Source organism: Cryobacterium sp. M23, assembly GCF_002929655.1.
GTDB classification, from domain to species: Bacteria; Actinomycetota; Actinomycetes; order Actinomycetales; family Microbacteriaceae; genus Cryobacterium; species Cryobacterium sandaracinum.
Window position 1 is genome coordinate 36449 of record NZ_PJJV01000058.1, and the last position, 24183, is coordinate 60631.

Genomic DNA, 24183 nt, shown 5'->3' on the forward strand with positions numbered 1-24183 from the left:
TGTGTCTGTGCATGACGCCAACGCTTCCGCTGCCGCCCCTGCCTCCCCGCGGACCTGCCCTGCGGCCATCGGCCCCGCACCCGGACACGGTTGCCGTGCACGGCGGGATGGCCGGGCTGACAGCGGCCGGTTCGCATGTGCCCGTGATCGACCTCTCCACGACCAATCCGCTGGCGGGAGTCGAGTGCGGCGGGGACTCCTACGAGAACCTCGCCACCGGAGGTACGATCCGCGAGGGCGATTCCGCGGTGTACCAGCGACTCTGGCAGCCCGGAGTCGCCCGGTTCGAAACGGCGCTGTCGGCCCTGGAGGGCACCGAGGGCACCGTCGCCTTCGCGAGCGGAATGGCCGCGCTGGTGGCCGTGCTGACCGCATCCGTGGCCGGCGGCACGCCCCACGTGGTGGCCCTCCGGCCGATCTACGGCGGTACCGACCATGTACTCGCCACCGGGCTGCTCGGTACGACTGTGTCGTGGGTCGATCCCGACGGGGTTGCCCAGGCAATCCGGCCGGACACCGGGCTGGTCATCCTGGAGTCCCCAGCGAACCCGACGCTGGCGCTGACCGACATCCGTGCCGTGGTCGCGGCGGCCGGCAGCGTGCCGGTGCTGGTCGACAACACGTTCGCCACCCCGGTGCTCCAGCGCCCGGTCGATTCGGGCGCCACGCTGGTGCTGCACAGTGCGACCAAATTCCTGGGCGGCCACGGAGACGTGATGGGCGGCACGGTCTCCGGCCCCGAGCACTGGATGGTGCGCCTGCGCCAGGTGCGGGCCCTGACCGGCGGTGTGCTGCATCCGTTCGCCGCGTATCTGCTGCACCGGGGGCTGCGCACGCTGCCGGTGCGTGTGCGCGCCCAGCAAGCAACCGCCGGCGCCGTCGCGGAGCGCCTCGCGGGTCACCCCGCACTGGCCCGGGTACTGTACCCAGGGCTGCCCGGGCAGGACCCGCTGGGGCTTTTGGGCCGTCAGGCGAACGGGGCCGGGTCTATCATCGCCCTCGACCTCGCGGGCGGCTTCGATGCGGCCGTGCGCTTCACCGAGGCTTGCACGCTGATCACGCACGCGGTCTCCCTCGGCGGCGTGGACTCGCTCGTGCAGCATCCGGCCTCCCTGACCCACCGCCCGGTCGAGGCCGGCGCCCGGCCCGGTGCCGGGATCGTGCGCCTTTCTATCGGCCTCGAGCACGTCGACGACCTGCTCGCCGACATCCTCACCGCCTTGGACGTGGTGATGGACGTCACTCCCGACGTGGCGAAGGTCGTGGTGCCGAACTCCGCGGCCGCCGAACCCCAGGACGCCGTCGCCTGAGAGGCCGTTTCGGTCGAGAGTAGCCGTTCAGCGGGTCGCTCCCGCCCGGAACGGGCACCCGCGACGCTCAGATGCGGTTCCGCCGCGGGTCAGCTGCGGCCAAGGCGGCGGCGGAGCAGGTCGATCCGTTTTTGCAACTGGGTGACGCTGGCCTGTGCGACGGCGGGCCCGCCGCACTCGCGCCGGATTTCGGCGTGCACCATGCCGTGGGGTTCACCGGCGAGCTTCGACCACATGCCCACCAGGCTCGCCAGCAGCGTGCGCTGCTCCTTGAGCGTGCGATAGAGCGGTGGCGGGTCCACCGGGGCGACCTCGCCGGTGACGGGATCCTTGCGTCGGTCGGTGGAGCGCTTGGCTTGCCGGTGCTGGCGCTGGCGCAGCAGCTCGGAGACCTGCTCAGGCTCGAGCAGACCGGGGATGCCGATGAAGTCGAACTCCTCGTCGGTGCCCGGTTCCGCCAGCTCGCCGAACTCGTCGCCGTTGAACATCACCATGTCGAAGGTGGCCTGGGAATCGATGGCCTGCCAGGTGAATTCCTCGCCGAGGTCGTCGGAGGCCTTCTCCGACTTGTTGGCGTCGGCGACCATGGCGTCTTCGGGGTTGTACATGCCGTCGTCGCCGTCGTCGCGGTTGCTGCGGTCGAGGGCGTGGTCGCGCTCCAGCTCGAGCGCGTTGGCTAGGCTGAGCAGGCTGGGCACATTGGGCAGGAAGATGGACGCCGTCTCACCGCGGCGCCGGGCCCGCACGAACCGGCCGATGGCCTGCGCGAAGAAAAGCGGTGTGGAGGCGCTGGTCGCGTAGACGCCCACGGCCAGGCGCGGCACGTCGACCCCCTCCGACACCATCCGCACGGCCACCATCCAGCGCGAGGTGTTGTGCGCGAACTCGTCGATCCGGTCGCTCGACTCCTTCTCATCGGAGAGTACGACGGTCACCGACTCCCCCGAGATCTCCTGCAGGATGGCCGCGTACGCGCGCGCCATGGTCTGGTCGGTGGCGATGACGAGGCCACCGGCATCCGGGATGCCGTGGCGCACCTGGGTGAGGCGCAAATCGGCGGCGCGCAGCACTGCGGGGATCCACTGCCCGGTGGGTTCCAGGGCGGTGCGCCAGGCCTGGGAGGTGATGTCCTTGGTGTTACCCTCGCCGAGTTTGGCTTCCATCTCGTCGCCGGCGCGGGTGCGCCACTTCATATGCCCGGCGTAGACCATGAACATGACCGGGCGCACGACGCCATCTTCGAGGGCCCGGCCATACCCGTAGTTGTAGTCGCTCTGGGACAGACGGATGCCGTGCTCGTCGGGCAGGTAACTCACGAACGGGATCGGCGAGGTGTCCGATCGGAACGGGGTGCCGGTGAGCGAGAGGCGGCGGGTGGCCGGCTCGAACGCCTCCCGGATTGCGTCACCCCAGCTCAGCGCGTCCCCGCCGTGGTGCACCTCGTCCAGGATTACAAGGGTGCGGTTGGACTGGGTCAGCTGCCGGTGCAGGGCCGCCCGGCTGGCCACCTGGGCGTAGGTGACGGCAATGCCGTGGTAGTGGTTGCCGTAGCGACCGTTGGCGTTCTTGAAGTTGGGGTCGAGCCGGATGCCCGCCCGCGCCGCGGCATCCGCCCACTGGCGCTTGAGGTGCTCGGTGGGCGCGACCACCGTGATGCTGTCGATCAGTCGGCGGGCCTTCAGCTCGGCGGCGAGCCGCAGGGCGAAGGTGGTCTTGCCGGCGCCCGGCGTCGCCGCGGCGAGGAAATCACGTGGCTGGTGCACGAAATACGCTTCCAGCGCTTCCGCCTGCCAGGCCCGCAATTTGCCGGCCGTGCCCCACGCGGCACGCTCCGGGAACGAAGGCGAGAGATGCTCGGCTGCACTCGTCCCCTGGGCAGGACCGAAAGGGGGTGGAGTATTCACGTCATACGAACTTACCCGGTGAACGGACCGCCGTGATGCGGGGGGAGAATGGAGCAATGACGACGCCGATGCATCCGTGGTCCCGCTATGTCGCCCTCGGCGACTCCTTCACCGAGGGGGTGGGTGATCCCGAGCCGACGAGTCCGGGTGGGAACCGGGGCTGGTCGGACCGGGTCGCCGAGGTGCTCAGCCAGGGCACACCGGACTTCGCCTACGCGAACCTCGCCGTGCGGGGCAAGCTGATCCGCCAGATCAGCGTGGAACAGGTGGAGACGGCGCTTGCGCTGCATCCGGATCTGATCACCTTCTCCGGGGGCGGCAACGACGTACTCCGGCCGGGATCCGACCCCGACCTCATCGCCGCCCGGGTCGAGGAGCAGGTGCGCCGGCTTAGTCGCGATAACGCCACCATCGTGCTGTTCACGGGCGCCGATGTGGGCTTCTCCCCCGTTTTCCGTGGTATTCGGGGCAAGATCGCGATCTATAACGAGAACCTGCGCGCGGTCGCGACGAAGTATGACTGTGTCGTCGCCGACCTCTGGTCGCTGACCGAGATTCAAGATGCCGGCATGTGGTCTGCGGACCGGCTGCACCTGAACGCCCTCGGCCACCATACCGTCGCCCGGATGGTGCTTTCCGATCTCAACGTGCCCAATGCCCTCGAACCCCTGAAGCCCGAGCCAATGCCAGGGCGCACCTTCCGGGAGGCCCGCACGGAGGACATGCAGTGGGCGCGGGAGTACCTGTTGCCGTGGGTTCTGCGCCGTATCCGGCACCAGTCCTCCGGCGACCACGTGCTGCCCAAGCGCCCAGATGCCCGGCCGTTCAGCCAGCCCCGGCACTAGACCGGCTCGGCGGCGGCGAGCCCGCGCCGCCCGGCGTCCGGCGTCCGGCGTCCGGCGTCCGGCCGACGGTGTCCGGCCGACGGTGTCCGGTCACCAGCGTCCGGTGTCGAACCATTTCGACGGAGATTCTGGGTAAAATGCGGGTTTCCGGTTGACTACGGCCGGGTTTGGGAAAAAACTCCGTCGAATTCGTTCGGGCGGCGGGGCTACGGCGGAGCGCGAGAGGTGGGCCCGAACCCGACAGGCGCTGCTTCGGATCCGGCCGGAGTTGTGGCTAACTCAGGAGATCCGACCGGCTGGGGCGGGCATCCTTACCGGTTCGGCACTGGTCCGCAGTGGCCGGTGAGTGCGGGCGACGGATGTCCTGAGTTGGCCACACGCGCGGGCTCGGCCCGGCCTCACGTGCGACTAGCCCGCGGCCAGCTCGGCCGGGTGGGTGAAGCGCCAGGCGGCACCCGGGTCGGTCAGCTCGCGCTCGAGCACCAGCGGCACGCTCACCGTGGTCTCCCCCACCTGGAAGTCGATCACACCGGCCGAGTCGCCGACCTCCCCGAGGGTGACCGTGCGCGCCGCCGGAACGGCCGTGATGGGCGTGTCCGACCAGACCACGGCGGATGCCGCCTCCGCGGCGACCGCCCGACTCTTCTGCCCCCACTGGGTGGCGTAAGTCGCGTAGGCGGCACCCTTGTCGGCCAGGCTTACCGCGCGGAAACCGGGTTCGACGCTGTCGAGCAGGTCCACGATCGACGCATTCAGCTCGGGATGAGTGTCGCCGCCGAGCATGACGCCGACCAGGGTGATGGTCTCGCCGCCGACCGTGAAGTCGGCCGAGTACAGGAGGCAGGCGCCTGCCTCGTCCGTGGTTCCGGTCTTCATCCCGGTGACACCGTTGGAGCCGAGGAGCTTGTTGGTGTTGGTGACCGTGCCGATGGTCGGCAGGTCGGACGTTTCCATGGACACGATCTCGGCCAGGACGGAGTCGGCCAAAACAAGCTTGCCGATCTTGACCAGGTCGCCCGGGCTGCTCACGCTGGCCGGCGACAGCCCACTGGTGTCGGCCACCGCGGTGTCGGTCAGACCGTTCGCGGCCAGCCAGGTTTCGGCCTCTGCCAGGTAGGCATCCACGGAACCGAATGCCCAGATCGCCAGTGAAATGCTGTAGTTGTTCGCGGAGGGCAGGAGCATGGCCTCGAAGGCCTCACGCTGGCTGAGCACCATGCCGGCGGACACGGGCGCGACCGAGCCGTCCTCGGCCAGCACGTCGTAATAGATGTCGACGTCGTCGTCGGCGAACCGGATGTCCGGGCCGGGCTCGTTCAGGCTCAGGGGTTTCTCCTCGAGCAGCACGAGTGCGGTGACCATCTTCGTGATGCTCGCGATCGGCATCGACTCCTGGTCGCCGGTGGAACCGAGCAGCCCAGGGTAGCCGACGGCACCGATGGCGCCCGCACCGGCATCCGGCCAGATCAGCTCGGCGGCCGGCTGGGTGAGCGCGGCCGGTTCGATCAGTTCGACGGCCACGGCCGGAACCGGGGCCAGCCCCGTGCCGGCCAGGTAGCCGACCCCGCCCAGGGTGAGAACCAGGGCCGCCGCAAAGGCAACCCGACGGCGAAGGAACGTTTGTCGTCGGGTCAGTGGCATCCGTCGACTCTACCAAGCGCCCGCGTTCAGACGCGCAGAGCGTACAGCGCGACGGCGCTGGCCGAGGCCACATTGAGCGAGTCGACGCCGTGGAGCATGGGGATCGTCACGACGGTGTCGGCGGCCGAGAGAGCCTGGGTGCTGAGCCCATCGCCCTCGGCGCCGAGAATCAGGGCCAGCCGTTCCGGCGCGTTCCCGGCGAACTGCGGGAGGCTGACGGCGTCGTCGGACAGTGCCAGGGCCGCGAGGTGAAAACCGGCCCCGTGCAGCATCGGGGCGGCCTCGCTCCATTCCGGCAGTCGGGTCCACGGCACCTGAAGCACCGTGCCCATGCTCACCCGCACACTGCGCCGGTAGAGCGGGTCTGCGCAGCGCGGCGTGATCAGGACGGCGTCCGCGCCGAGACCGGCGACCGAGCGGAAAATGGCGCCCACGTTGGTGTGGTCCACGATGTCCTCGAGGATCACAATGCGCCGCGCGTCCCGGATCACCTCGTGCACCGGCGCTAGATCCGGACGGTGCATCGCCGCCAGCGCACCGCGGTGCAGGTTGTAGCCGGTGAGCCGTTCGAGAACGGATGCCGCGCCGACGTACACGGGCACGTCCGGCCAGTCCGCGAGCAGCGGCAGCACGTCGGGCAGCCACTGCTGCTGCAGTAGCACGGACCGCGGGCGGTGGCCGGCCGCGAGGGCGCGGGTGATGACTTTGCTGGACTCGGCGATGTACAGCCCGCCGGCCGGTTCGGAGACACGGCGGAGCGCGACATCTGTCAAGCGCGAGTAGTCGGCGAGACCGGGCAGGTCAAGGTTTTCGATGGGGACGATCTGCACAGCGGGACGCCTTTCACGGGGATGATCCGTCCAGCCTGCCAGTTCCCTCCCCCAGTCGAAAACCGGCGAGTTTAGACTCGGTGTACACAGGATGGAGCTCCATGACCACCGAAACGCTTCCGGTCGCCGTCGGCGCCGCTGCCGCCGCTCTGGATGCCGTGGCCGAGGTGCTCCGCGGTCGCCACATCGCGGTGCTGACCGGAGCCGGTCTGAGCACCGATTCCGGCATTCCCGATTACCGTGGGAAGGGTGCCCCCGTGCGCACCCCGATGAACTTTCAGACCTTCATCGGCGACGAGCGGGCGCGCAAGCGTTATTGGGCCGGCAGCCACCTCGGCTGGCACCGGTTCCGCTCTGCGGAGCCCAACCTCGGGCACCGGTCCCTCGCCCGGCTGGAGCAGAGCGGACTGATCAGCGGGGTCATCACGCAGAACGTGGACGGCCTGCACACCCGCGCCGGGTCGCGGCACGTCGTGGACCTGCACGGGTCGTTGGACCTCGTCGTCTGCCTGGACTGCGGTCAGGCATTCGGCCGCGACAGTGTGGCCGCGCGCCTCGAAGCGGCCAACCCGACACTGATGACACCGGGCGACGTGCGCACAGCCCCCGACGGCGATGCGGAGGTGTCCGACATCGACGGTTTCACCATTCCCGACTGCACGGTCTGCGGCGGTATGCTCAAGCCCAACGTCGTCTTCTTCGGCGAGCTGGTGCCGACGGTGAAGTTCACCGAGGCCACGGCGCTCGTCACCGGTGCGGAGGCCCTGGTCATCGCCGGCTCGTCCCTGTTTGTGAACTCGGGCATCCGTCTGCTGGAACAGGCCCGGCGCCGCAAGCTGCCGATCGTCGTGATCAACCGCGGCGAGACCAAGGGCGACGGCCGGGCACTGCTCAAGCTGGAGGCGGGCACGTCGGAGTCGCTTGCGGGGCTGGCCGACCGCCTCGCCGGCGCACCGGCGTGAAACAGGCCCGGTCCACCACCACCCCCACCCCCGCGACAACGGAAACGGCAGGATGACCAGACTTGCGATCGTGCGGCACGGACAGACCGAGTGGAACCTGCACACGCGGATCCAGGGCAGCACAGACATCCCCCTCAACTCGACCGGCCGGGCGCAGGCCGCCGAGGCAGGCCTGAGGTTGCGATCCCGGCGCTGGGACACCATCGTGACGAGCCCGCTGGACCGTGCCCACGAGACGGCCCGGATCATCGCCGGCGAGCTCGGCTTGCCGAGCCCGGAGGTCATCCCGGAGCTCACCGAGCGCCATCACGGCCAGATCGAGGGACTCACGTTCGCCGAACGACAGCGTCGCTTTCCCGACGGCGTGCCCGTTCCCGGCCTCGAGACGCGCCAGGAGGTGCTCGACCGGGTGCTGCCGGCCTTCGGGCTGCTGGCCGCCGCGCGCCCCGGACAGTCTGTGCTTGTCGTCTGTCACGGCGGGGTGATCGGAACCCTGCTGCGCCATAGCACGGCCGGGGAACGGCCGCGCCAGAACGAGATCATCGCCAACGGCTCGGTGCACGACTTCGTCTGGCGGGACGGTCGGCTGGGGCTGACGCATTTCGACGCCACCCTGCGCGGCCGAGCCGAGAACACGCACTACACAGGCTGAACCGGCTGCTCCGCGTCGATGCCGGGGCCCGTAGCCGTCTCGGTCCGCGTACCGGAGTCATCCGCGGTGTCGGTGCCGGTGAGCAGTTCCAGGAGCCGCCGGGCCGAATCGCGCCAGGTGAAGCGTTCCGCCTCGATGACGGAGGCTGTGGAGCGGGCCGCCCACTCCCCCGCGCCCAGCCGCCGCACGGCCAGGGCGAGCGCGTCGGTGCTGGTCGGGTCGAAGTAGAGCGCAGCGTCGCCGCCGATCTCGCGAAAGATCGGGATGTCGCTCACCACGACGGGGATGCCGAGGCTCATCGCCTCGACGAGCGGGATGCCGAAGCCCTCGTCCAGAGACGCCGTGACCAGCGCGGTCGCGGAGCCCAGCACCCGCAGGTACTCCTCGTCGGTGACGCCGTTGTGGAACACCAGCGTCGCCTGCGGCGCCAGGGCGGTCAGGCGTTCCCGTTCCTGGTCGCTCACCTGGCTCATCAGGTGGAGCTCATGGCCCGGTAGTTCCGCGGCTGCGCGCACCAGGGTGTCCACGTTCTTGTACGGCATGAACGAGCCCATGTAGACCAGGCGACCCGTTTCCGCAGCGGCACGTCCGGCGGGCGGCGTCGACCGCGTGTCGGCGGCGTTGTGGATGACCGTGACCGGCCGCCGCGTCAGACGGTTGTCCCGGATCAGGTCCCGGGTAGTCTCGGAGACGGTGACGACGCCGTCGGCCCGGTTCAGGAGCATCCGCTGCGGCCACCACGATAGGTGATACAGCCGCCAGATCAGGCGCAGCAAACCGGGCAGGTCCCGCGGCGGGGTGCGATTGCGGTAGTAGATCAGGTCGTGCACGGTGAGGAGCAGCCGGTACTTCCGGCCCCAGGAGCCCATCGTCTGCATCGGGGAGAACACGACGTCCGGCTTCAGCTGGTTGATCTGGAGGGCGATGAACGGCTCCCGGATGCTGGTCGGGGCACTCACGAGCTGCCAGGGCAGATCCGGAAGCAGGTCGAGCTGCCGGTGGTCATTGATCAGCATGGTGACCGGGTGGAGCTTGCCCAGTTCCGTGACCAGCCCGGCCGTGTACCGGCTGACACCGTCGTGCCGGTCGAATCGGGTGTAACGGCAATCGAAGACGATTCTCACTTCGTCTCCCTTTCGCCGAGGAAGCGGCGCAGGGCGTCCGCCGCCTGCGCCGGCACCTCGTAGTGGATCAGGTGGCCGACGTCTGGGATCACCTGCAGGGTGGCATCGGGAAACAACTTCTGCAGCCGGTACTGGGCTGCGACCGGCGTGATGTCGTCTTTCTCCGCCGCGATCAGCAGCGTGCGCTGCGGGATGCGACCGGCGAACTCGCTGACGTCGGAGCCGACCGATGCGGTGAAGGCTTCCAGCACAACCCGGCGATCCGCGAAGGCGGAGAAGTAGCGGTCGTGCTGGTTGTGGATCCAACGGCGCAGCCCGGGATCCCCCGTCTTCGCCATGGTCACGCTCATCACGCGGACGATGACGCGGTTGCGCAGCAGGGCAAAGCCGAGCCGTTCGGGCAGACGCGCGGCCACCCGGTAGTAGAACACCGCCAAGCGGGTGAGGATGCCGCGCGGCCCGGCCAGGGCAGGTGCGGCGATGGGGTTCACCAGAACCACGTCGTCGGCGTGCAGTCCCCCTGCGACGGATGCCGCGACGATGATCGACCCGAACGAGTGCCCGAGCACCACCCTGCGCCCGGTCAGACCCAGAGCTGCCACGAACTCGGCCAGCCACCGGCCGTAGCCCGCGATGTCGTGCCGGCACCCCTGGAGCACGCCGGACTCGCCGAAACCGGGGAGGTCCGGTGAGATCATGCGGAATCCAGGAAGCTGGGCGACCACGGGCTCCAAGCCGTGGTGGTCGCCGCGGAAGCCGTGCACCATCACGATGGTGGTGTGCGCGGTTGGATCGCCGTACTCCCAATACCGCGTTTCGCTGCCCAGCACCGGGACGTCCCGGACCCTGACAGGGATCCGGACGAGCTGTGAATCGTAGGGCGAAGGAACATTCATCGTCCCAAGTTTAGGGCGGCCGACGGCTGTCGCCGGACGCCCTCGGGCGGGAGGGAACGCAATGAGCTTCACCGCCCCGATCAAGCGTCACCCGGGACCCGCGCTGGTACCGCCGCGCCGTGTCCTCCGAGGTGATGGTACGCTCCTTCGGAGACCGCAACGGCGACGGGACCGGTGACTACGCCGGACGCATCTCCACAGAGACACGGAGAACTCGAACTGGGCCCTCGACTCCGTTCGGCGCCGGTTCTACGACCACCGCTTCTTCTTGAACCAGCCGGACCTCAACTGCTTTTCCCACAACCCGATCGCCTTTCGGATCGAAGACTCGGTGCTGGCCGGCCTGCCAGCGGGCCGACGCCCGAGGCGCCCGGGGATGACGGTGGTCGGCCCTAGGCTTTCCCCATGAGCAACTGGAGTGACACCCTCGCCGTTTTCGACCTTGAGACGACCGGCATCGACGTGGAGACGAGCCGCATTGTGTCGGCCACCGTCGCGATCATCGATGTGACCGGGGAGGTGCTCGAACGCGTGGACTGGCTCCTGGATCCCGGAATCGAGATCCCGGCCCAGGCCACCACCGTGCACGGCATCACGACCGAGCATGCCGTCGCGAACGGCCGGGTCGCCGCCGACGGGGTGGCCGAGATCGTCGCGACGATCCGGGAGCACCTCGCCCGGGGTCTTCCTCTGGTGGCGTACAACGCGCCCTACGACCTCACCCTGCTCAACCGCGAGTCGATTCGCTACGGGGTTGCCCCGCTGGTCTCACCGTCGCCGGTGGTCGACCCGCTCGTCATCGACAAGGCCCTCGACCGGTACCGCAAGGGCAAGCGCACCCTTGCAGTGACCAGTGCGTTCTACGGTGTGCCCCTCGATGACGCGCACGACTCCGGGGCGGATGCGATCGCGGCCGGCCGGGTAGCCCAGGCCATCGCCCGGGCGCATGTGAAGACCCTGCCGGTCACAGTCGGCGAGCTGCACCTGCTCCAGGCACAGTGGTCCGTGCAGCAGGCGGAAAGCTTCCAGGCCTACATGCGCCGCGAACGCGACCCCGCGTTCGTCGCGGCGGGCGGCTGGCCCGAACGCTGACCCGGCAGCACCCGAGCGACAGCGACACCAGACCCAGAGCAGCAACATCGAAAGGGCGGCCAGCCGAAGCTGGTCGCCCTTTCCATGTGCAGGATGCTGCGGTATGGCGCGGTTTTACTTGCCGAAGCCCTTGTAACGCGAGTTGAACTTCTCGACGCGACCGGCGGAGTCCATGATCCGCTGCTTGCCGGTGTAGAACGGGTGCGACTCCGACGAGATCTCAACGTCGATGACCGGGTACGTGGTTCCGTCGGTCCACTTGATGGTCTTGGAGCTGGAGACCGTCGAACGGGTAAGGAACGTCGCACCCGACGCGAGGTCGCGGAAAACCACGGGAGCGTACGTGGGGTGAATGTCAGACTTCATGAAGACTTCCTTATTGCTGTTCGATTGGTGAGTTGCGCTTCGATTAGCGAGTACAGACTCGCCAGGTGTGGCAGAAAAAACCGTGCGGCCCAAGGACCGACTGTCGAGTTTAGCAGAATCCACTGGCTGTGACCGCCATCCGGTGGCGGTCAGATCGCGCGGGCGCTAAAACGTCCGTCGGTCTCGTGCAACTCGATGGACAGACCGAACGCCTCGGTCAGTGACTCCGCGGTCAGCGCGTCGGCGATGGGCCCGGCGCTGACGATGCGGCCGTTGGACAGGAGCAGGACGTGCGTGAAGCCGAGGGGGATTTCCTCGACGTGGTGGGTGACCATGATGATCGCCGGCGACCCCGACTCGCTCGCGTAGCCGCCGAGGAGCTGCAGCAGTTCCTCGCGCGCGCCGAGGTCGAGGCTGGCGGCCGGCTCATCCAGAAGCAGAACCTCGGGGTCGGTCATGATGGACCGCGCGATCTGCACCCGCTTCTGCTCGCCGTCGCTCAGCGTGCCGAACTTACGGTCGGACAGAGTATCGAGCTTCCACTCGCCCAGCACCCGCTGGGCGCGGCGCTCATCGATGGCTTCGTACTCTTCGGTCCAGCGCCCGGTGACGGAGTACGCGGCCGTCATCACCACATCGAGGACCTTCTCGTTCGCGGGGACCCGGCGGGCCATCGCCGTCGAGGCGAACCCGATCCGCGGCCGCAGCTCGAAGAGGTCGGTGCGTCCGATCGGTTCGTCAAGAACCACGGCACTTCCGCTCGACGGGTGGATGAGGGCTGCGGCGATCTGCAGCAGCGTGGTCTTGCCGGCGCCGTTCGGGCCCAAGATCACCCAGCGCTGGTCGTCATCAACACTCCAGTTCACTGAGTCGAGGATGGGTGTGCCATCCCGGACGACGGAGACGTCGGTGAAGTGGAGAACGTTGACCATAAAGCCATGTTATCTGCCGCCGCCGATGCCCAGACACGCGAAACGGGTGCCGGGCATTCCTGCAGCACCCGTTTGGGCGGTTAGTCGGAGCCCGACTCAGAGTAGTGAGGCGTAGATCTCCCGGGTGCGGGTGGCGATTTGGGTCCAGCTGAACATCTGCTCGGCCCTGACCCGGCCGGCTCGGCCCATCGCGGCGGCGTTGGCCGGGTCGGCGAGGACCTCGATCAGGGTGCGCGACAGGTCTGAGACGAAAAGGTCGGCATCGATGGGAGTTCCGGTTCCGTCGGTGGCCTGGTCGATGGGCACGAGCCGGCCGGTCACGCCGTCGGCGACCACCTCGGGGATGCCCCCGGTGGCCGTCCCGACGACCGGCAGCCCGCAGGCCATAGCCTCCAGATTGACGATGCCGAGCGGTTCGTAGACCGACGGACAGACGAAGACGGTGCCGGCAGTGAGCACGGCGGCCAGGTCGTGCTGCGACAGGAGGCGATCGATCCAGACCACGCCGGAGCGTTCGCGCTGGAGGGCCTCGACCCCGGCCGTGACCTCGGCCAGGATGCCCGGGGTGTCGGGGGCGCCGGCGCAGAGCACCAGCTGCACCTCCGGTGGCAGCAGGGCTGCCGCGCGGAGCAGGTAGGGAAGCCCCTTCTGCCGGGTGATGCGGCCCACGAAGACCACGGCCGGTCGGTCCGGGTCAATGCCCAGTGCCCGCACGGTGTCCCGGTCGTCCGTGGGCTTCCACCGTTCGAGGTCGATGCCGTTGTAGACGACGTGCACCCGAGCAGCGTCAAGTGCTGGGTAGCTGCGCAGGATGTCGCGGCGCATCCCACCGCTGACGGCGATGACGGCATCCGCGGCTTCGAAGGCGGTGCGTTCGATCCAGCTGGAGACCCGGTAGCCTCCGCCGAGCTGCTCGGCCTTCCACGGGCGGAGCGGCTCGAGGCTGTGCGCGGTCACAACGTGCGGAATCTCGTGCAGGAGCTTCGCGAGGTGACCGGCGCCGTTGGCGTACCAGGTGTGGGAGTGCACGATGTCGGCGCCCTGCACGTCCTGCGCCATCTGGAGGTCGACGCCGAGCGTGGCCAGCGTCGCATTCACGTCGGCCAGTTCCGCCGGCACCTCATACGCGTGGGTGTCGACGGCGTCGCGGGGCGCGCCGAAACATCGCACAGAGACGTCGATGTCGGTGCGAAGGGCCTTCACAAGCTCCGCCACATGCACGCCTGCTCCGCCGTAAATCTCTGGGGGGTATTCCTTGGTCAACAGATCCACTCGCATGAGGCAAAGCTAGCGCAGGCTGGCCGGAGGCACACCCACTCGTGCTGGATCGACGTGACGAATGGCCCTACTGTAAAGACATGCAGTCAAAGAAGATCTTTGGAATCGTGCTCGCCGGCGGAGAAGGAAAACGGCTTATGCCGTTGACGGAGGACCGTGCGAAACCGGCCGTTCCTTTCGGGGGTCATTACCGGCTGATCGACTTCGCGCTGTCGAATTTGATCAATTCGGGCCTCACCCAGATCGTGGTTCTCACCCAGTACAAGTCCCACAGCCTTGACCGTCACGTCTCCCAGACCTGGCACGTTTCTGGTGGCCTGTTCAACTCTTATATCGCATCGGTGCCGGCGCAGCAGCGCCTCGGCAAGCGCTGGTTCAGCGGATCCGCGGACGCGATCCTGCAGAGCCTCAACCTGATCCATGACGAGAAGCCCGACATCGTCGTCGTCGTCGGAGCCGACCACGTCTACCGGATGGACTTCAGCCAGATGATCGAGGCTCACATCGCCTCCGGAGCCGCCGCAACCGTCGCGGCCATCCGTCAGCCGATCGGTCTGGCCGACCAGTTCGGCGTCATCGAGGTCGACGCGGCGACGCCGGACCGCATCCGTGATTTCCGCGAGAAGCCGAAGGATGCCGTCGGCCTCGCCGATGCCCCGCATGAGGTCTTCGCGTCCATGGGCAACTACGTTTTCAACACGGAGGCGCTGATCGAGGCCGTCCTGCGCGACGGCGAACGCGCCGACTCGAGCCACGACATGGGTGGCGACATCATTCCCGACTTCGTGTCCCGCGGTGAGGCCGGCGTCTACGACCTCAAGCTCAATGACGTCCCCGGATCCACCGACCGCGACTGCGACTACTGGCGCGACGTGGGTACCATCGACTCCTTCTTCGAGGCGCACCAGGACCTGATCAGCGCACTGCCCGTTTTCAACCTCTACAACCAGAAGTGGCCCATCTTCAGCCAGCAGCTCAACTCTCCGCCGGCGAAGTTCGTCCGGGACGGACGCGGCTTCCTCGGCACCATGATCGACTCGATCGTTTCCCTCGGCTGCGTCATTTCGGGAGCGCACATCGAGCGCAGCGTTCTCGGCCCCTGGGCCGCCATCGATTCCGGCGCCCAGGTGGTGGACTCGATCGTTTTCGACCGGGTGCAGATCAAACCGGGTGCGACCGTGCGTCGGGCGATTCTGGACAAGGACGTGGTGGTCGCCGCCGGAGCGGAAGTCGGCATTGATCGTGAGCGGGACCGCGCACGGGGCTTCAGCGTCACCGAGTCCGGCATCACCGTCGTCGGCAAGGGAGTCCACGTCCACCCGTGACCGAGTTCGTTCGTTTCCTCGTCGTCCTGGACGCCGATTCCACCCTGATCGAAGACGAGGTCATTGAGCTGCTCGCGGATGCGGCCGGCTCGCTGGCCCTCGTCGCCGAGGTGACCGAGCAGGCCATGCGCGGCGAGATCGATTTCGCGCAGAGTCTACGGCTCCGGGTCAAGACTCTGGCCGGACTGTCCACGGATGTTTTCACGGAGGTCGGGCGGCTCGTCCGCCCGACTCCCGGGGTGCAGGAACTCATCGACGGCCTGCACGCCCAGGGCAGCAGAATCGGGGTGGTTTCGGGCGGCTTCCACGAGGTGCTCGACCCGCTCGCTGCCGCCTTCGGCCTCGATCACTGGCGGGCGAACCGGCTGGAGGTGGCCGACGGTCGCCTCACCGGCGGCCTGGTCGGACCCGTCATCGACGCCGCCGCCAAGGCCGCGGCCCTGCGGGAGTGGGCCGCCCTCGAGGGCGTAGCCCTGCCCCAGACCGTCGCCGTCGGCGACGGAGCAAACGACCTCACGATGATGCGGGCAGCCGGTCTGGGCATCGCTTTCAACGCGCAACCGATCGTGAGGGCGCAGGCGGACCTGGCCCTGGATACCCGCGACCTGAGCCAGGTCCTGCCGATACTCGGTCTGCGCGGTTAGTGCCCCATCCCCAGTCCGCCGTCGACGGGGATGACCGCGCCGGAGATGTACCCGGCGTCGTCCCCGGCAAGCCAGGTGACAACCCGAGCCACCTCGACCGGAGTCGCGAATCGTCCCGCCGGGATGCTGCGCTTGTAGTCGGCCTGCTGCGACTCGGAGAGTTTTGCAGTCATATCGGTTTCGATGAAACCCGGTGCGACGACGTTGGCCGTGATGCCCCTCCCGCCCAGTTCACGGGTCACCGAACGGGCGAGGCCGATCAGACCGCTCTTCGAGGAGGAGTAGTTGACCTGTCCCGCGGAGCCGTACAGGCCGACCACGCTGGAAATCAGCACGATGCGGCCGAACCGGGCCTTGAGCATCCCCTTGGACGCACGCTTCACGACTCGGAAGGCGCCGCTCAGGTTGGTGTCGATGACCGAGGTGAAGTCGTCTTCGCTCATGCGCATCAGCAGCATGTCCCTGGTGATGCCCGCGTTGGCGACAACCACCTCGACGGGGCCGAGCGCCGCCTCGATCTCGGTGAACGCGGCGTCGATGGATGCGGCGTCCGTCACATCCGCGCGCACCGTCAGGCTGCCGCTGGGGCCGTCCCCGGAGCGGGCGGTGACCGCGACGCGGTGTCCCTGCCTGATGAACTCCTCCGCGATAGAGAATCCGATGCCGCGGTTTCCCCCGGTGACAAGGACAGTTCTGCCAGTCGTCATGCTGGGTCCAATCTCTTTTTCTCAGCGAACGAACAGCCGTACGCACGTATTTTCCAGTTTAGGGCGTCTACGTTTAAGTCCGACGAGACGTAGAATTTACAGGGAGAACTCCCCCGACTGACCGAATCGATGGCATCCATGAAGCAGCAGTCGATCACCTCGCTCCCCCCCTCACCCGAGGAACTGCGTCGTGCCCGGATGATCAAATACTCGATCGCCATGGGCATCCGGATGGTCTGCATCGTGCTGATGCTCTTCGTCCAGGGCTGGTGGCTGCTCGTCTGCGCCATCGGCGCGATCGCCCTTCCCTACTTCGCGGTCGTCTTTGCGAATGTTCAGGGCAGCGCCGTGGCGTCCACGGTCGTCCGACCGGGAGCCGTGCAGGTGTTCCGGGCGCCGCCTCGCGGACCGGACAATGACGAGAGCGGAACGTGATCGGCCTCGGCGCCGATCTCGAAACGACGAACTGCTCGCGCGCCGGCTGTCGTGAGAACGCCGACTGGCGGTTGGACTGGCGCAATCCCCGTATACACGCTCGAGACCGCGTGAAGACCTGGCTGGCCTGCGACCTGCACGTCGATTACCTCCGCGATTTCCTGGCCAGTCGAGACTTTCCATTAGCCGTCTCGCCTCTGCCGGTCTCCCTTGAGGCTGTAGAGCCGGAAGCCGGGCCGGCGTGATCGGCTGGAAGTTTGCGTTCACCCGGCGCTGGGCCGGATACCTCGCGCTGACCATCCTCTTTGCGGCCGTCTGCTCCGGGCTCGGCCTCTGGCAGCTCGCGCGCCGCTCCGACGCCCTCTCCGAAATGGACAAAGTGGAGACCAACTATGCGGCGGACCCGGTTCCCTTGGCCGAGGCTCTGCCTGGTCTGGACGCGTTCTCCGCGTCTCAGAAGTGGCTGCCCGTTGTCATGACCGGCACGTATTTGACGGACGACGAGCTGATCGTGCGCAACCGCCCGCTCAATATCAACCCGGGTTTCGAGGTTCTCACTCCCCTGCTACTCGCCGACGGCTCGGTCTTCATCGTGAACCGGGGCTGGTTACCGACCGGGCAGACCCCCGACGCCCCGGCATCCGTGCCAACCGCCCCCTCGGGGGTGGTCACCGTCATCGCCCGGCTCAAGGCCGGTGAGCCTTCGCTGGCCGGGCGGTCGGCCACGGGCGACCAGATCGCGACGATCAACCTCGACGAGGTGTCCACCCGGATGGACCTTCCGACGTACACCGGCGCGTACGGGCTGATGGCTTCCGAGGAACCGACGCCGGACGAACGTCCCGTGGCGATCACCCGCCCGGTCAAAGACGAGGGGCCTCACCTGTCCTACGCATTCCAATGGTTCGTGTTCGCCCTGATGGGCTTCGTCGGTCTGGGCTGGGCCATCCGGCAGGAGTACCGAGCCGTGAACTTCGACGACCCGGACGAGCGCGTTCGCGCCGCCGAGCGTGCCCGCCGTCAGGCTGCCAAACCGCGCAGCGACTCGGAGATCGAGGACGAGCTCATCGACGGCAGATGATCGGCAGGTCAGAGGGACACGGAGACACGAATGCCCGGGCCAGTAGGCCCGGGAAGTGTGCTGAGCGCAGGAAGGGTGATCAGGCGAGCATGATCAGATCAAGGTAGTCCTTGTTCCAGTGATCCTCAGTGCCATCGGGCATGATCAACACGCGCTCGGGGTTCAGCGCCTCGACAGCGCCCTCGTCGTGGCTCACGAGGACGACAGCCCCGGCATAGTGCGCCAGGGCGTCGAGGATTTCCTCGCGGCTGGCCGGGTCGAGGTTGTTAGTCGGTTCATCGAGCAGCAGAACATTCGCGCCCGACACCACGATCATGGCCAGGGCCAGCCGGGTCTTCTCGCCACCGGACAGAACCCCGGCCGGCTTGTGCGAGTCGTCGCCGGTGAAAAGGAACGAGCCCAGAACCCGGCGCGCCTCCATCTCAGTGATGTTGGGCGAGGAGGACACCATATTCTCTAGCACGCTGCGCTTGACGTCGATCGTCTCGTGCTCTTGCGCGTAGTAGCCGATCCGCAGGCCGTGGCCGGGCACGATCTCTCCGGTGTCCGGCTTATCCACGCCCGCGAGCATGCGCAGCAGTGTGGTCTTGCCCGCACCATTGAGGCCGAGGATGACCACTTTCGAGCCGCGGTCGATGGCCAGATCCACGGCCGCGAAGATCTCCAGCGAGCCGTAGCTCTTGGAGAGGTCGGTGGCCATCAGCGGGGTGCGCCCACACGGGGCGGGCTCGGGGAAGCGCAGTTTGGCGACGCGGTCGACTGCCCGCACGGCGTCCAGTCCGGACAGGAGCTTCTCGGCGCGCGCCACCATCTGGTGGGCGGCGGCAGCCTTGCTCGCCTTGGCGCCGAACTTCGCGGCCTGCAGCTGGAGGGTCGACGCCTTCTTCTCGGCGTTGGCGCGTTCCTTCTTACGACGGTCCGCGTCGGCCACGCGCTGCCGCTGGTAGTTCCTCCAGTTCATGTTGTAGATGTCGATGACCATGCGGTTGGCGTCGAGGTAGAACACCCGGTTCACCGTGTCGCCGACCAGCTCGATGTCGTGGCTGATGATGATGCATCCGCCGCGATAGTTCTTGACGAACTCCCGCAGCCAGACCACGGAGTCGGCGTCGAGGTGGTTGGTGGGCTCGTCGAGGATCATCGTTTCCGCGGCCGAGAACAGGATACGGGCGAGTTCGATGCGGCGACGCTGTCCGCCGGACAGGGTTCGCAGCTGCTGGTCGAGAATGCGGTCGGGAAGGTTCAGGTTGCTGGCGATCGACGCGGCTTCCGCCTCGGCCGCATAGCCGCCGAGCGCGTTGAACTCATCCGTGAGGTTGCCGTAGGTGCGCATGGCCTTGGCGCTGGTCTTGGGGTCGTCGCTGCCCATGTCGATACCGGCCTGGGCAAGACCCAGGGAGATCGTGCCGAGGCCGCGGGCATCCAGGATTCGGGTCCGAGCGAGCATGTCCGGGTCGCCCGAGCGGGGGTCCTGGGGCAGATAGCCGATCTCACCGGTGCGGTCGATCGAGCCGTTGGTCGGAACTGTCTCACCCGCCAGAGTCTTCGTCAGTGTCGTCTTACCAGCCCCATTGCGGCCGACCAGGCCGATCTTGTCACCGGCGGAAACGCGGAAACTGACGTCTTCCATGAGCACGCGCGCCCCAACTCGGATTTCGAGATTTTGCACACTCAGCACAGCAACAGTCCGTTCAGGGGAGTCGTAGAATTTTCTGGCCGAAGCGGGCCAACTCTCCACTATATTTGATCGGTTGCGCCTCGGTGTGCGCCGGGAAGCGAAAGTGCCCCCTGGAGCGCCTTCGCCAGCCAGTCCCGGTAAGCGGCATCCGACCAGCCGAGGTCGAGGACCAGAGACCGGTAGGCCTGTGGATGCCCGAGCGCCCACACCGTTGCCGCCGCCTCGTGGTCGCTCACTCCCCCGCGCAGGCTGTGCCGTGAGCGCAGCGCGGTCGCGACCTCGCCGTACTGGAGAAGTCGCTGGGCGGAACGCCGCATCTCCAGCTCCGCGATGTCTGCATCGACTCCGGCCGCCTGGGCGATCACGCGGTGCACCCCGGACGTCTGGGCGTTCAGGTCGGCGATCCAGCCGGTCAGGATTCGGATGATCTCGGCGGCCGTGCGCGCTCCGGCGATCTGACTGCGCAGCGGTGGGGGGCCGGCTTCCGGTTCGTGTGCACGTGCGGCCGCGCGGTCGAGCACGGCGGAGAGAACGGCGGCTTTGCCACCGACCGAGTTGTAGATGGTCTGCACCGCGACGCCTGCCTCGGCGGCGATCGAGCCGAGAGTGGTGGAAATGTACCCTCGCTCAAGCATCAGTTGGAGCGCGGCCCGCACGATCAAGGTGCGGGTCTCGCTCGACTGGGCCTCCCGGCGGGATTTGATGCTCATCGGGACTTCACCCTTCTTCTTAGAATGTCATTCTACACACTGGAATAAGGTTCTAGTAGGGTGCATTTCGGCCCGGGAACCATGCGGCAGCGCTCGGCCATGACGTTGTGTGACCGGGCGGGGTGCCCGGGCCAAACTGGCCTCCTATGGTTAGGCATGACACTCGTGCAGACGCCCGCCGCGCTTTCCCCCCGTGCCGAAGATCGTGCTGGCCGCCTCATCGCCGCCGGAACCGCTTGGAGTGAGCGCATCAGCGCTGAGACGTCGAAAGCGAAACTGACCTACCGGGTCACGTTCGCCGGCGAAGGCTCGGTCGCCACCCGCATCACGGCCGGCAAGCATGTCTTCCTCGTCGACGAGCCCGGAGCCCTGGCCGGAGACGATGTGGCAGCCAGCCCCGTCGAGATTGCGCTCGGCGCCCTGCCCTCGTGCCAGGTGGTCGTCTACCGCCTCTACGCCCAGGGGCTGGGCATCCAGGTCGACGAGATCGAGATTGCCGCGGAGGGCGACCTCGACGTGCGGAGGCTGTTCGGCATAAGCGAGGACGTGCGGGCCGGCTTCTCAGCGATCCGCCTGCACATCACCATCACCGGTCCCGAATCCGATGAGCGCTACCAGGAGCTGCGGGTAACCGTCGACGCGCACTGCCCGGTTCTCGACCTGTTCGCGAACCCCACTCCCGTGTCCGTCATCGTCACGAAGGCGTACCGCATCCGATGCCGACCGGTGGTCAGGCCTGTCGCGTCCCGCGGCGCACCGTGTGGAAGCTGGCGCACGATAGGCCATCCGCCGGCTTCCACGGCGTGCGCCGTGAAGCAGTCACCCACTCGTCTAGCGGCGAACAGGACGGAGGCCTACCGTCGGCTGCAGCCGCAGCGGTTGCTGCACGAATGCGAGGAGGTCGACGATGGGCCACGAATCAGCCGCACCACCCCCGCCGAACCCGGACGGGCCTCGCCCCGTCCGGCTCAGATGGGGAACAGGAAACCATCAGCCCTGTGGGCGACATGTTCGAGGAGGGTGAGACCGACGTCTGGCCGCACCCGTCCCTGATCAATTTGGAGAATTGGGAGCCGTCTGAGTTGGCGTCGTCCGCTGAAACGGACGCTCGGGAAATGGGCACTGAGGAGAATACATCGGACGAGTGACCAGGATCGGATCACCGCTCAGGATGCGTCGAAGGGGCGCCGGCCAGATGGCCGGTGCCCCTTCGACGTGAGTGGATCAGGAGTGGATCAGACGCGGATCAAATGCGGATCAAATGAAGAAGCCGAGGGCACGGATCGACTCCCCCGGGCGGTTAACCGGATTAATGCGGAATATATTCCGTTTAATAGGAGGATACTTGCAGGCAGCAAGCAGGAGATGGGCATAACGGTGCTGTATGTCGCACTCCCGACACGGTTGGGGAGGCGTCCTGCTTCTCAAATGGGGACGGTATGGATACAAACTCGATTGATCGAAATATTCCTGCAACAGACATTGGAGCAGGGGGGACGCGGAGAAGTTTTCGGGAGGAACTGGACACGAAGCGGTACCACGTGGTGGATGACCACTGGGCCGGCCGGGTCCCTGCCCAGTACGGCGTTGCCCCGCGGGTGCGGATCGGCACGGACAAGTGGTTCAATCTGCTGTGGTTGATTCCCATTGGACTGGTCCTGCTGATCGTGGGGATCGCCATTGCCAAAGGGCTGCGGGAGATGCCCGCGGTGCAGGACTTCATGAGCCAGTATCCGGGAGCGACTGCATTGCCCGACAACGCCCCGGTCGGGTTCCCGGCGTGGGTCGGTTGGCAACACTTCCTGAACCTCTTCATGATGATCTTCATCATCCGGTCCGGTGTCAGCATCATGGCGGACCATCCGCGGCTGTACTGGACCCGGCACTCGACACCGGGTAAGGACTGGTTTCGCATGCAGAAGCCGGTGCCGAGCGATCCGCTCTACACGGCGAAGGAGGACTCAATCACCTTGCCCGATGGTGTCGGCCTGCCGGGGCGCCGTCACTCCATCGGTCTCGCACGGTGGTGGCACCTCGGCGTCGATACGGTCTGGCTGCTCAACGGAATCATATTCTGTGTACTCATCTTTGCGACGGGGCAGTGGATGCGCGTGGTCCCGCTGAGCTGGGACGTCGTCCCCAACGCCGCGTCGGCCGCCCTTCAGTACCTGTCCTTGGACTGGCCGGCCGAGAGCGGGTGGACCAACTACAACAGTCTGCAGCTGATCGCCTACTTCATCACCGTTTTCATTGCGGCGCCTCTCGCCCTGGTCACCGGCCTCGGCATGTCCCCCGCGCTGTCGACCCGCTTCCGTAAAATCAGCTCGGTGTTCAGCATCCAGGTGGCCCGTTCGCTGCACTTCTTCGTGCTCTGCTGGTTCGTCATGTTCATCGTTGTGCACGTCACCCTGGTGATGACCACAGGCGCCCTGCGCAACCTCAACCACATGTATGCGTCTCAGGACAGTGAATCGTGGGTCGGCATCGGGATCTTCGCGGCTTCGATGATCGTCGTCATTGGAGGATGGCTCGCAGCCACGCCTTTCACCTATCGGCATCCTCGTGTGGTGCAGAAGGTCGGTTTCGCGCTGATCGGCCGCGCGCAGCGTCTATTTGAACACATCGACGCGAACCCCGGCCAGTACACGGAGAAGGACATTTCACCGTACTTCTGGCACAACGGCAAATACCCGGACTCCGAGGAATACCAGGCGCTTCGAGCGGGCAACTTCGCGGACTACACACTGAGGATCAACGGGCTCGTCGAGAACCCCGTTGATTTGAACCTTGCACAGTTGCAGGGTCTCCCCTATCACGATCAGATCACCCAGCACTTCTGTATTCAGGGGTGGTCAGGGGTGGCGAAGTGGGGCGGAATCTCAATGCAGACGATCCTGGATCTGGTGCAGCCGAAACCCGAGGCGAAGTGGGTCATTTTCTATTCCTTCGCGGCGGGTCCGGACGGTGGCACGTACTACGACGCCCAACCCATCGAGCAGATGAGCTACAAACTGACCATGCTCGCCTATGACCTCAACGGGCAGACCATATCTTTCGGGCACGGAGCACCGCTTCGGTTGCGCAACGAAACGCAGCTGGGTTTCAAGATGGTGAAGTGGATCAAGGGAATCGAGTTCGTTGAGGACTTCTCTGAGATCGGTGCGGGGTTTGGTGGTTACCACAACGACCATGAGTTCTTCGGCTATCGGCAGTCCATCTAACCCGAAAACCCCGATTTCCTCCGGAAATCGGGGTTTTCGCGTGCGTTCGAGGGTGATCAGATAGAAAAGCCGAGGGCCCGCATCATGTCGCGGCCGTCGTCCGTAATCTTCTCGGGACCCCACGGCGGCATCCAGACCCAATTGATGCGGAACTGGTCGACGACGCCGTCCAACGCCTCGGCGGTCTGCTCCTCGAGGACATCGGTCAGCGGGCAGCCGGCCGAGGTCAGGGTCATGTGGATGATCAGGGCATCGTTCTCATCGTCCCAGCCCAGGTCGTAGATGAGCCCGAGGTCGACCACGTTGATACCGAGTTCCGGGTCCATGACGTCTTTGAGCGCCTCTTCGATTTCATCGAAGCGCGCCGGGGGCAGCGTGGAAACCATGCGCCTAACCTACGTTCGATTCGGTGAGAAAGCGATCGTAGCCCTCGTCTTCGAGGCGGTCGGCGAGTTCGGGGCCACCCTGCTCGGCGATGCGGCCGTCGACGAAGACGTGCACGAAGTCCGGCTTGATGTAGCGCAGGATGCGGGTGTAGTGCGTGATCAGC

24 protein-coding genes and 1 pseudogene are annotated in these 24183 nt (G+C 66.8%); 12 read left to right on the forward strand and 13 right to left on the reverse strand.

Annotated elements, in window-relative coordinates; all coding sequences use genetic code 11:
- The first annotated feature begins 11 nt into the window (after positions 1–11).
- On the forward strand, positions 12–1310 hold the full coding sequence (locus CXY82_RS04885) for a PLP-dependent aspartate aminotransferase family protein (protein ID WP_104169924.1): 1299 nt from the start codon (positions 12–14) through the stop codon (positions 1308–1310).
- Positions 1311–1399: 89 nt separating this feature from the next.
- On the opposite strand, the gene CXY82_RS04890 is transcribed toward CXY82_RS04885, so the two are convergent.
- Positions 1400–3214, reverse strand: coding sequence for a DEAD/DEAH box helicase (locus CXY82_RS04890; RefSeq protein WP_104169925.1), 1815 nt, complete (start codon positions 3212–3214; stop codon positions 1400–1402).
- 56 nt (positions 3215–3270) lie between these two features.
- On the opposite strand from CXY82_RS04890, the gene CXY82_RS04895 reads away from it, so the two are divergent.
- Entirely contained in the window at positions 3271–4059 is a 789-nt protein-coding gene (locus tag CXY82_RS04895; RefSeq protein WP_104169926.1) for an SGNH/GDSL hydrolase family protein, read from the forward strand.
- Between the two features lie 408 nt (positions 4060–4467).
- On the opposite strand, the gene CXY82_RS04900 is transcribed toward CXY82_RS04895, so the two are convergent.
- On the reverse strand, positions 4468–5700 hold the full coding sequence (locus CXY82_RS04900; protein WP_104169927.1) for a D-alanyl-D-alanine carboxypeptidase family protein: 1233 nt from the start codon (positions 5698–5700) through the stop codon (positions 4468–4470).
- Positions 5701–5726: 26 nt separating this feature from the next.
- The gene (locus CXY82_RS04905) at positions 5727–6530 is read right to left on the reverse strand and encodes an RNA methyltransferase (RefSeq protein WP_104102152.1); all 804 of its coding nucleotides are present in this window, start codon (positions 6528–6530) and stop codon (positions 5727–5729) included.
- Between the two features lie 101 nt (positions 6531–6631).
- Between CXY82_RS04905 and CXY82_RS04910 the strand changes: the two genes are divergently transcribed.
- Together CXY82_RS04910 and CXY82_RS04915 are read left to right on the forward strand one after the other, a co-directional pair.
- Entirely contained in the window at positions 6632–7492 is an 861-nt protein-coding gene (locus tag CXY82_RS04910; protein WP_104169928.1) for a Sir2 family NAD-dependent protein deacetylase, read from the forward strand.
- A 52-nt stretch (positions 7493–7544) separates the two neighbouring features.
- Entirely contained in the window at positions 7545–8144 is a 600-nt protein-coding gene (locus tag CXY82_RS04915) for a histidine phosphatase family protein (protein ID WP_104169929.1), read from the forward strand.
- Here CXY82_RS04915 and CXY82_RS04920 read toward each other — a convergent pair.
- Positions 8132–9268, reverse strand: a complete 1137-nt coding sequence (locus tag CXY82_RS04920) for a glycosyltransferase family 1 protein (RefSeq protein WP_104169930.1) — start codon at positions 9266–9268, stop codon at positions 8132–8134. The two genes, CXY82_RS04915 and CXY82_RS04920, sit on opposite strands and share 13 nt — an antisense overlap.
- Positions 9265–10164: an alpha/beta fold hydrolase gene (locus CXY82_RS04925; RefSeq protein WP_104169931.1), complete on the reverse strand. Its 900-nt coding sequence runs from the start codon at positions 10162–10164 to the stop codon at positions 9265–9267. The genes CXY82_RS04920 and CXY82_RS04925 overlap by 4 nt, the downstream gene beginning before the upstream one ends.
- 405 nt (positions 10165–10569) lie before the next feature.
- On the opposite strand from CXY82_RS04925, the gene CXY82_RS04930 reads away from it, so the two are divergent.
- Positions 10570–11256, forward strand: coding sequence for a 3'-5' exonuclease (locus tag CXY82_RS04930; protein WP_104169932.1), 687 nt, complete (start codon positions 10570–10572; stop codon positions 11254–11256).
- Positions 11257–11370: 114 nt separating this feature from the next.
- Here CXY82_RS04930 and CXY82_RS04935 read toward each other — a convergent pair whose 3' ends face one another.
- From CXY82_RS04935 to glgA, 3 genes are all read right to left on the reverse strand, one after another.
- Complete coding sequence (locus CXY82_RS04935) at positions 11371–11622, reverse strand: type B 50S ribosomal protein L31 (RefSeq protein ID WP_104169933.1); 252 nt, start codon at positions 11620–11622, stop codon at positions 11371–11373.
- A gap of 149 nt (positions 11623–11771) precedes the next feature.
- Positions 11772–12554 (reverse strand): ABC transporter ATP-binding protein, encoded by a 783-nt coding sequence (locus CXY82_RS04940; RefSeq protein ID WP_104102172.1) that lies wholly within the window; start codon positions 12552–12554, stop codon positions 11772–11774.
- Between the two features lie 96 nt (positions 12555–12650).
- The gene (glgA, locus tag CXY82_RS04945) at positions 12651–13832 is read right to left on the reverse strand and encodes a glycogen synthase (protein WP_104169934.1); all 1182 of its coding nucleotides are present in this window, start codon (positions 13830–13832) and stop codon (positions 12651–12653) included.
- An 80-nt stretch (positions 13833–13912) separates the two neighbouring features.
- On the opposite strand from glgA, the gene glgC reads away from it, so the two are divergent.
- Together glgC and serB are read left to right on the forward strand one after the other, a co-directional pair.
- Positions 13913–15157 carry a glucose-1-phosphate adenylyltransferase gene (gene glgC / locus CXY82_RS04950; protein ID WP_104102176.1) on the forward strand — a complete coding sequence of 415 codons (1245 nt, stop codon included), beginning with the start codon at positions 13913–13915 and terminating at the stop codon, positions 15155–15157.
- A complete protein-coding gene (gene serB / locus CXY82_RS04955; RefSeq protein ID WP_104169935.1) occupies positions 15154–15801 on the forward strand; it encodes a phosphoserine phosphatase SerB in 648 nt (215 codons plus the stop codon). Before glgC ends, serB begins: the two co-directional genes overlap by 4 nt.
- Here the strand turns inward: serB and fabG are convergent.
- Positions 15798–16508: a 3-oxoacyl-ACP reductase FabG gene (gene fabG, locus CXY82_RS04960; RefSeq protein ID WP_104169936.1), complete on the reverse strand. Its 711-nt coding sequence runs from the start codon at positions 16506–16508 to the stop codon at positions 15798–15800. The two genes, serB and fabG, sit on opposite strands and share 4 nt — an antisense overlap.
- A gap of 138 nt (positions 16509–16646) precedes the next feature.
- Here fabG and CXY82_RS04965 point away from each other — a divergent pair, with 138 nt between their 5' ends.
- Genes CXY82_RS04965 through CXY82_RS04975 form a run of 3 tightly spaced genes read left to right on the forward strand, consistent with a single transcriptional unit; the run spans position 16647 to position 18024 of the window.
- Complete coding sequence (locus CXY82_RS04965) at positions 16647–16943, forward strand: DUF3099 domain-containing protein (RefSeq protein WP_104169946.1); 297 nt, start codon at positions 16647–16649, stop codon at positions 16941–16943.
- Positions 16940–17188 (forward strand): hypothetical protein, encoded by a 249-nt coding sequence (locus CXY82_RS04970; protein ID WP_104169937.1) that lies wholly within the window; start codon positions 16940–16942, stop codon positions 17186–17188. Before CXY82_RS04965 ends, CXY82_RS04970 begins: the two co-directional genes overlap by 4 nt.
- Positions 17185–18024, forward strand: coding sequence for an SURF1 family protein (locus CXY82_RS04975; RefSeq protein WP_104169938.1), 840 nt, complete (start codon positions 17185–17187; stop codon positions 18022–18024). The genes CXY82_RS04970 and CXY82_RS04975 overlap by 4 nt, the downstream gene beginning before the upstream one ends.
- Before the next feature lie 79 nt (positions 18025–18103).
- Here the strand turns inward: CXY82_RS04975 and CXY82_RS04980 are convergent, their stop codons facing one another.
- Complete coding sequence (locus tag CXY82_RS04980) at positions 18104–19702, reverse strand: ABC-F family ATP-binding cassette domain-containing protein (protein WP_104102190.1); 1599 nt, start codon at positions 19700–19702, stop codon at positions 18104–18106.
- A gap of 59 nt (positions 19703–19761) precedes the next feature.
- A complete protein-coding gene (locus tag CXY82_RS04985) occupies positions 19762–20412 on the reverse strand; it encodes a TetR/AcrR family transcriptional regulator (protein ID WP_104169939.1) in 651 nt (216 codons plus the stop codon).
- Positions 20413–20568: 156 nt separating this feature from the next.
- Here CXY82_RS04985 and CXY82_RS04990 point away from each other — a divergent pair, with 156 nt between their 5' ends.
- Both CXY82_RS04990 and CXY82_RS04995 read left to right on the forward strand, forming a co-directional pair.
- Positions 20569–21465, forward strand: a complete 897-nt coding sequence (locus CXY82_RS04990) for an OsmC family protein (protein ID WP_104169940.1) — start codon at positions 20569–20571, stop codon at positions 21463–21465.
- 488 nt (positions 21466–21953) lie between these two features.
- The gene (locus CXY82_RS04995) at positions 21954–23633 is read left to right on the forward strand and encodes a molybdopterin-dependent oxidoreductase (RefSeq protein ID WP_233199208.1); all 1680 of its coding nucleotides are present in this window, start codon (positions 21954–21956) and stop codon (positions 23631–23633) included.
- Between the two features lie 56 nt (positions 23634–23689).
- Here CXY82_RS04995 and CXY82_RS05000 read toward each other — a convergent pair whose 3' ends face one another.
- Both CXY82_RS05000 and sufC read right to left on the reverse strand, forming a co-directional pair.
- Complete coding sequence (locus CXY82_RS05000; protein ID WP_104102197.1) at positions 23690–24019, reverse strand: metal-sulfur cluster assembly factor; 330 nt, start codon at positions 24017–24019, stop codon at positions 23690–23692.
- Positions 24020–24023: 4 nt separating this feature from the next.
- Positions 24024–24183 (reverse strand): annotated as a pseudogene (sufC, locus tag CXY82_RS05005) (Fe-S cluster assembly ATPase SufC); the annotation flags it as partial.

Bases quoted from the DNA above. Each gene is read 5' to 3' on its own strand.
- CXY82_RS04885 (WP_104169924.1), top strand. From the start codon at position 12: ATGACGCCAACGCTTCCGCTGCCGCCCCTGCCTCCCCGCGGACCTGCC.
- CXY82_RS04895 (WP_104169926.1), top strand. From the start codon at position 3,271: ATGACGACGCCGATGCATCCGTGGTCCCGCTATGTCGCCCTCGGCGAC.
- CXY82_RS04900 (WP_104169927.1), bottom strand. From the start codon at position 5,700: ATGCCACTGACCCGACGACAAACGTTCCTTCGCCGTCGGGTTGCCTTT.
- CXY82_RS04910 (WP_104169928.1), top strand. From the start codon at position 6,632: ATGACCACCGAAACGCTTCCGGTCGCCGTCGGCGCCGCTGCCGCCGCT.
- CXY82_RS04915 (WP_104169929.1), top strand. From the start codon at position 7,545: ATGACCAGACTTGCGATCGTGCGGCACGGACAGACCGAGTGGAACCTG.
- CXY82_RS04925 (WP_104169931.1), bottom strand. From the start codon at position 10,164: ATGAATGTTCCTTCGCCCTACGATTCACAGCTCGTCCGGATCCCTGTC.
- CXY82_RS04930 (WP_104169932.1), top strand. From the start codon at position 10,570: ATGAGCAACTGGAGTGACACCCTCGCCGTTTTCGACCTTGAGACGACC.
- CXY82_RS04935 (WP_104169933.1), bottom strand. From the start codon at position 11,622: ATGAAGTCTGACATTCACCCCACGTACGCTCCCGTGGTTTTCCGCGAC.
- CXY82_RS04940 (WP_104102172.1), bottom strand. From the start codon at position 12,554: ATGGTCAACGTTCTCCACTTCACCGACGTCTCCGTCGTCCGGGATGGC.
- glgA (WP_104169934.1), bottom strand. From the start codon at position 13,832: ATGCGAGTGGATCTGTTGACCAAGGAATACCCCCCAGAGATTTACGGC.
- glgC (WP_104102176.1), top strand. From the start codon at position 13,913: ATGCAGTCAAAGAAGATCTTTGGAATCGTGCTCGCCGGCGGAGAAGGA.
- fabG (WP_104169936.1), bottom strand. From the start codon at position 16,508: ATGACGACTGGCAGAACTGTCCTTGTCACCGGGGGAAACCGCGGCATC.
- CXY82_RS04965 (WP_104169946.1), top strand. From the start codon at position 16,647: ATGAAGCAGCAGTCGATCACCTCGCTCCCCCCCTCACCCGAGGAACTG.
- CXY82_RS04985 (WP_104169939.1), bottom strand. From the start codon at position 20,412: ATGAGCATCAAATCCCGCCGGGAGGCCCAGTCGAGCGAGACCCGCACC.
- CXY82_RS04990 (WP_104169940.1), top strand. From the start codon at position 20,569: ATGACACTCGTGCAGACGCCCGCCGCGCTTTCCCCCCGTGCCGAAGAT.
- CXY82_RS05000 (WP_104102197.1), bottom strand. From the start codon at position 24,019: ATGGTTTCCACGCTGCCCCCGGCGCGCTTCGATGAAATCGAAGAGGCG.